The organism is Pandoraea cepalis, assembly GCF_902459665.1.
Lineage (GTDB): Bacteria > Pseudomonadota > Gammaproteobacteria > Burkholderiales > Burkholderiaceae > Pandoraea > Pandoraea cepalis.
Genome location: NZ_CABPSL010000037.1, coordinates 1 through 7,336 on the forward strand (window position 1 = coordinate 1; position 7,336 = coordinate 7,336).

A 7,336-nucleotide genomic window follows, 5' to 3' on the forward strand; every position below is an offset into this window, starting at 1 on the left:
CGGGTCAGCGAATGTAGTTCAACCACCGGGGCCGTGATTCCCTAGACGCCAGTGGTACGAAAAAAGCAGTCAGGTCAAAGCGACCGTCGTCAACAAGGCCGAGGGAGAGATCCTCTTCGAGGACGCCTCTCTCGAAAAGCTCAAGCTGGACAATGAGGGCATAGTCGCCATCTCTCACGCCTTCGGCGGAGACGCGACCCTCCACAATCGTGCCGTGGGGCGGATGGCGATTATCGACACCGCGCTTGAAAACAGTCGTCTGTCCAACGAGGGCTGGCTTGGCTTGGCCGGCGAAACCACCGCGGACAACGCGGTCGTCAAGATGAACGGTGGCATGCTGGACGTTTCACTCGTCGAGAAGGTTGCCGACGAATCCAACGCGGTGGCGAAGGGCACCGAAAAGGCCATCACGATTGGTTCGCTTTCCGGCACCGGCGACGTCATCACCGGGGCGACGCAAGTCACGCTGGGCTCGGCCAACCAGGACGATGAATTCGGCGGCCGTTTCATGAAGACGATCGCTATCACTGAACCTCAGGTCGAGGGCGAAGCGACGACGGAGACGACCGAGTCGGTTGCGCTTCGGACGCCGGCAGTCGCGCAGACGACCCAAGGCGTTCAACTGACCAAGATCGGCACCGGCAATCTCACGTTGACCGGCGATCAAGGTGGTGTCGATCGTCTGAGCATTCAAGGTGGCAAGCTGACGGCGGCGCACGCCAACGCGCTGGGCTTGGGCACCGTGAGCGTTGCCAGTGCCGGTACGATCGCGCTGGCGGCGGACGTCAGTGGTGTGACCGACTTCACGAATGCCGGGACGCTTGATCTCGGCACGAACAAGCTGGCCGTGCGCAAGTACGCGTCGAGCGAGGGCGCGAAGATCAATTCGCGTGTCGCGAAGCAAGGTGAAGACCTGGCATTCGGTGCGATTCAAGTCTCGGAAAGCAGCGATTTCCGCACGACCAAGATCAAGGTCGCCGTCGACGAAGGCATTGAAGTCACCGATCTGCTCAAGCAGCAAGTGACGGTCGTGGACGCGCAGGGCGACGCCGAAGTGCAGATCGGTGAAGTCGAGTTCGGCAGCATCTCCACCGGCGTCGAGACCGACGGCGGTACCGATGGCAGCACTGATGGCAACACCGACGGCCTAGTGACGATTACGGAGACCAGCGCGGTCAATTTCCTTGGGTCGGATGGCGGTTACAGCGCCAACGAACAAGCGGTGCTGGCGTCGGTCGATGGTGTGGCATTGGGCGATCTGGCCTCGGGGAAGGTTGGCGGCAGCGTGCTCTCGGCCATGGCGCTGCAAACGGCCGGCTCAGAAGAGCAACGTCGCTCGGCCCGTCTGCTCTCGGGTGAGTCGCTGGTCAACAACGCCACGGCCGCTCAAGGTGCAGCCACGTCGTTCCAGCGCGGCATGCAAACGCGCATGATCGCCGGCGGTTCGATGTTCGACGACACGACGGCCAACGGCGCGATGGCGTCGGACAACGGCATTGCCGGTTGGGCCTCGTTCAAGGGCGGCAACGCGAGCCAGCGCGGCGACGGCATGTCGTTCGACGTGAAGGGCCTGGACGGTGCGATCGGTATCGACAAGCGCGTGAACCAAAACACGCTGGTGGGCGCTTCGGTGGGTCTGGGCAACCAGGACTCGAAGGCGAAGGGCATGCCGGGTGAGTCGAAGGTCAACAGCGTGAGCGTGGGTCTGTACGGTTCGCATCTGGCGGCCACGAACTGGTTCGTCAACGGTGGCGTGTCGTACACGAACCACAGCGTGAAGACGGATCGCACGGTGGCCGCACGCAACGCGTCGGCCCGACTGTCGGGCAAGACGAGCGGTCAGACGTTCGGCATGTTCGGTGAAGTGGGCAAGCGCTTTGGCGTGTCGGGCGTGAACATTGATCCGTCGGTGGGCGTGCGCGTGGCGTCGACGCGACTCAATGCGTTCGACGAGACGAACCGCGACGGGCAGGGTACCGACGGCCTGAAGGTGGGTTCGCAATCGCAGACCTCGACGCGCGGTGTGGTGGGTGTGCGTCTGTGGCGCGAAGTGGCGAGCATTGGGGGTGGTAAGGTGGCGCCGTCGCTGCGCCTGTCGTACGAGCACGAGTTCGGCAACACGCAGAGCAGCCTGACGAACGCGATCTACGGCGCGCCGAGCGGCTTCACGGTGAAGGGTCCGAAGCTGGGCCGCGATATCTTCACGGCGGACCTGGGCGTGGACATGCAGCTCAAGAAGCAACTGGAAGTGCGCGTGGGCGGCAACGTCAGCGTGCGCAAGGGCGAAAGCGCGCTGGGTGGCGGTATCTCGGCGAAGTATCGCTTCTAAGGGCGTGAGCAGGACGCTTTCCTCGCAAGGGGAAAGCACGGATCGCTTCCCAAGGCGATCCTTCAGGGGCAGGGCGGGCGTTACACCGTTGCGTCACGCCCCGCGTAGAAGGAATGGAAACCCGTCGTACCCGAAAGGGCGCGGCGGGTTTTTTATTTTCGGCGTGTGATGACGGCATCTCGCCGTCTTGAGGCGACCGGCTGGGTGGCAAAAGACGTGCCGCTGAGCGGAAATTGTTCAGTGGGAAATAACGCACTTCACGCAATTGCCCGTTGCTTGCGGACATCATTTTTTGATTAATTAGGATATCTATTGTGGTGAAAGTGTTTTTATTGGGATTTATCTTTTATTTGATTGATGTCTTTTTAATATTTATCCCAATTTTGTAAAGAATAAATTCTTGGGTTAAGTATCAAATTCAGGTGCTTTTGCATCGATTTCGATAGTCCGGATTTTAGACTTCGTGAGCCTTGACGCAGGTCGTCGTGCCGTGTCTGGAGCGTGATGGAGCGATTCGTCACTTTTCACGAATTAATTTATGGATTATCGAATGCAAAAGAACCATCCGAAGTCGAACGCTCTGCGTCAGACGAAGATTTGCATGGCCGTCGCGGCCGTGGTGACGGCGGCAGCGCTGCCCGGCTATGCGGTGGCAAGCGACGCCGTGTCGCCTCAGGTGCCGCAGTGGCAGGCAGAGAGAAATAACAGCATCAAGGTGCTCGGGGAAAAACGAGGCGCGATTGTGCTGGCGAAGGAAAGCAATTTCCGGGCGAATTTGGAATTAAAAAATAACCAGGAAATTGCGAATATTGCTTCCGCCCTCAGAGATGCGGTGGGAGCTGAAGGTAGCAATGCAGATAAATTCTCGGCTTTTCGGGCGGTAATGCCGCATATTGAAAAGGCAAAGTCGGATTTGGATGGCCGTCGAGGTTTGGACGGCGACTTGTCCGTATTGGATAAAAAGCACCACGCCGCGCTGACGGATCTGGCGGCCGCTGTGCGTAGTATCGACAACGAAAGCAAGCTGACCTCGGGCGCTAAGCGAAACGCTCTGAATTCGCTCATCGACAAGCGCACTCATGACGCGGCTGTCACCACTGCCCAGGACGCTGCCACGAAAGCGCAGCAGAATCTGACACTGCTCAACCATAAGCTCGCCTCGTTGTCGGCTGTCGGGAATGCGGAGGATTCGGCTCGACTGGCTTCCACCTATCTGCTCGACGTCAATGCCGATAGCGCTGACACGAACGCGAAGCAGTTGATGTCTTGGGGGGACGCGAACCTGAAAGCCTTTGCGAATCAGGCGGCCGTGGGCGCCGGTGATGCGCAGACGAAGATCGTCAAAGGCGCCACCCTCGAAATCGGCGGTTTCTCCGGCCGGGCATCCGATGCGATTCACGGCGCAGCCGAGTTGGCCAGCGTTAAAACCCGTGAAATCGGCACCCTTCGCGCACTCGAAGGCGCCGAGCATCAAGTGGGTGTCGTTGGCGGCGCGCTGAACGTCAACCAGGCGATCGAGGGGAGCGGCAAGCTCGCCGTGCTGGTAGGCGCCGACGGCAAGCTCAACTTCTCGGACAAGGGCGTCGGTATTGCCGACGATGCAGCTAATGTGACGCTGATGGCTGGCAAGTTTGGTGCAGGTAACGGCGCGGCCGGACACATCGCATTCGGAGAGAAAACCAGCGCCGGTAACGCGAAAATTGAGGTGATCGACGGTGGCGGGCTTACGTTTGATCGCGCCAGTGCGGCAACCGCGACGATTGCGCTTCGCAACGGTGGTGAGTTGACCTTCGCCGAAGGTTCAACCGCGGGCGCGAGCACGATCTCGGTGGGCCGCGCGTTTTCGCAGGCCGAGCTTGACGCGTTGCCGGAAGTGACCGGGTTGGCGAAACGCGATCCGTCGATCGCTGCCAAGGTGACATTCGACGGTGCTTCGGTAGGCGATGCAATCATCGCTAACGGCGGTACCCTCACTGTTGCCGCCTCGAATCTGCGCACGGCGACGATCACCAATGATGTCACCGGCATGGCGACCATCAGCGGTAAGTTGGTCGATGTACTCGACGCGGACGGCCAGCCGGCGGTCGACAGCAAGGGTGTTCCGACGAAGCAAATGCTGAAGTCGCTCGGCGGCGCAGCCAAAGTCACCAACCACGGCACGCTGAAGATCCAGGACACGGACCTTCAGGACATGGCGTTGATCAATGCGTCGGGCAATGCCTCGATCTCGACGTCGGAAGGTGGTAATGCCATCGTTGCCAACGTTGACGGGGCGACGCTGTCGTTCACCGCCACGCAACTCGAGCAGATGCACCTGACGAATTCGGGCATCGTCAACATGGCCGATGGCGTTACGGCGCATCAGGCCAAGATCGACATGGTCGCCGACGGCGTCCTGGATATTTCGAAGGTGAGCGTTACGCATGCTGACGGCGATCCGGACAAGACGCTTTCGATCGGTTCGTTGACCGGTACGGGCGCGATTTACACCGGCGATACGGCGCTTGTGCTCGGCGCATTGAATGGCGACGATCGTTTCGCCGGTTCGATTTCGCATGGTGCGCCGCCGGCCCCGGTGGACGTCGAAGCAGGGCAAACGTCGGAGACGCTGCGCATGGCGTCGGACGCTACGCTGGACGACGCGGCTCCGCTTACCGCGAAGGTCGTCCGAGTGGCCAAGGTCGGCACGGGCAACCTGACGTTGGCCGGAGACCAAAGCGGTGTCTCGATCCTGAACGTGGATGGCGGTACCGTGACGGCGGCGCATGCCAACGCACTGGGCTCGGGCACCGTGAACGTCGCCAGTGCGAGCACCGTTTCGTTGAACACGAACGTCAGCGGCGTGAAGCACCTGCAGAACGACGGTACGGTCGATCTGGGTATGAACAGGCTCGAGGTTGGCACCTATGCCTCTGACGCGGGTGCGACGATCAAGTCGCGCGTCGAGAAGGTTGAGGGTGACCTCGTTGGGGGCCAGATTCACGTCACGCAAATTGGCGACTTCAGCAATACGAAACTCGACGTTGCAGTGGCCGATGACATTGAAGTCAGCGATCTCCTCGGCAACTTCCAAGTGGTGACTTCCGAAGAGAATGCCGCCGTGCTAGGCGGGGAAGTGACCGTGGGTAGTATCACTGGGGGCAAGCAACCGGATCCGACGATTACGGACCCGAAGGACCCGACGGACCCGACGACCGGAACGGGCATCGAGACGACGATCACTGAAAAGAATCTCGTCAAATTCCTGGCAGCCGACGGTGGCTACTCGGCCAATGAGCGCGCAGTGCTGGCGTCGGTCGATGGCGTGACGGTGGGCGATCTGGCCTCGGGCAAGATCGGCGGCAAGGTGCTCTCGGCCATGGCGCTGCAAACGGCCGGCTCAGAAGAGCAACGTCGCTCGGCCCGTCTGCTCTCGGGTGAATCGCTGGTGAACAACGCCACGGCCGCTCAAGGTGCAGCCACGTCGTTCCAGCGCGGCATGCAAACGCGCATGATCGCCGGCGGTTCGATGTTCGACGACACGACGGCCAACGGCGCGATGGCGTCGGACAACGGCATTGCCGGTTGGGCTTCGTTCAAGGGCGGTAACGCGAGCCAGCGCGGCGACGGCATGTCGTTCGACGTGAAGGGCCTGGACGGTGCGATCGGTATCGACAAGCGCGTGGGTCAGAACACGCTGGTAGGCGCTTCGGTGGGTCTGGGCAACCAGGACTCGAAGGCGAAGGGCATGCCGGGCGAGTCGAAGGTCAACAGCGTGAGCGTGGGTCTGTATGGTTCGCACCTGGCGGCCACGAACTGGTTCGTCAACGGTGGTGTGTCGTACACGAATCACAGCGTGAAGACGGACCGCACGGTGGCCGCACGCAACGCGTCGGCGCGCCTGTCGGGCAAGACGAGCGGTCAGACGTTCGGCATGTTCGGTGAAGTGGGCAAGCGCTTTGGCGTGTCGGGCGTGAACATCGATCCGTCGGTGGGCGTGCGCGTGGCATCGACGCGACTCAATGCGTTCGACGAGACGAACCGCGACGGGCAGGGTACTGACGGCCTGAAGGTGGGTTCGCAATCGCAGACCTCGACGCGCGGTGTGGTGGGTGTGCGTCTGTGGCGCGAAGTGGCGAGCATCGCGGGCGGCAAGGTGGCGCCGTCGCTGCGCCTGTCGTACGAGCACGAGTTCGGCAACACGCAGAGCAGCCTGACGAACGCGATCTACGGCGCGCCGAGCGGCTTCACGGTGAAGGGTCCGAAGCTGGGCCGCGATATCTTCACGGCGGATCTGGGCGTGGACATGCAGATGAAGAAGCAACTGGAAGTGCGCGTGGGCGGTAACGTCAGCGTGCGCAAGGGCGAGAGCGCGCTGGGTGGCGGTATCTCGGCGAAGTATCGCTTCTAAGGGCGTGAGCAGGACGCTTTCCTCGCAAGCGGAAAGCGCGGATCGCTTCCCAAGGTGATCTGTCTGGCGTAGCGAATCGTCATGATCCGTGCGCCTGAGGCTTCAAACCATTGGGTCGAAACCCCCGTTACTTATCGGTAACGGGGGTTTTGTTATTGGGAGACGCTTTCTGAAAGCGGAGATAAAACCGTTGAAAAAATGCGCCGGTTGGTGGGCCGATTGGCGCGCCGATCATTCGCGCCAGTGTGGACCGATCCGGTGAATTCCAAGTGCACTTCGCGCTGCCGGTGACCTCCTGGTGCTTCCCATGTTGTGAGGGATAAGGGCTCAAATTTTATTGAAGTATTGGCGGATTATTGACATTCCAATGGTTTCCATGGGGATTTTCACTTTGATTTTCGTGGGAAATGTCCCAAGGCGAGGGTTTGGGATGAGTAAATTCCCAATGCCCCGGTTCAAAGACCGTTAATACGTTAATCACGTCCTAAGATTCGTGTCACTCATCGGATGCAACGCAACTTGCGGATTGGCATTCGACATTGGAGCGGCCCCACGTATCTGAGGACACAAGGACTCTCTTAAAATAACGGATAGTCTTGTGTCTATCAGTAAGCCTA

At 60.4% G+C, this 7,336-nt stretch carries 2 protein-coding genes; both read left to right on the forward strand.

What is annotated here, in order from left to right:
- Positions 1-223 precede the first annotated feature (223 nt).
- Positions 224-2,329, forward strand: a complete 2,106-nt coding sequence (locus PCE31106_RS23725) for an autotransporter family protein (RefSeq protein ID WP_150564878.1) — start codon at positions 224-226, stop codon at positions 2,327-2,329.
- Positions 2,330-2,879: 550 nt separating this feature from the next.
- Positions 2,880-6,719, forward strand: a complete 3,840-nt coding sequence (locus tag PCE31106_RS23730; RefSeq protein ID WP_174975418.1) for an autotransporter family protein — start codon at positions 2,880-2,882, stop codon at positions 6,717-6,719.
- Positions 6,720-7,336 lie beyond the last annotated feature (617 nt).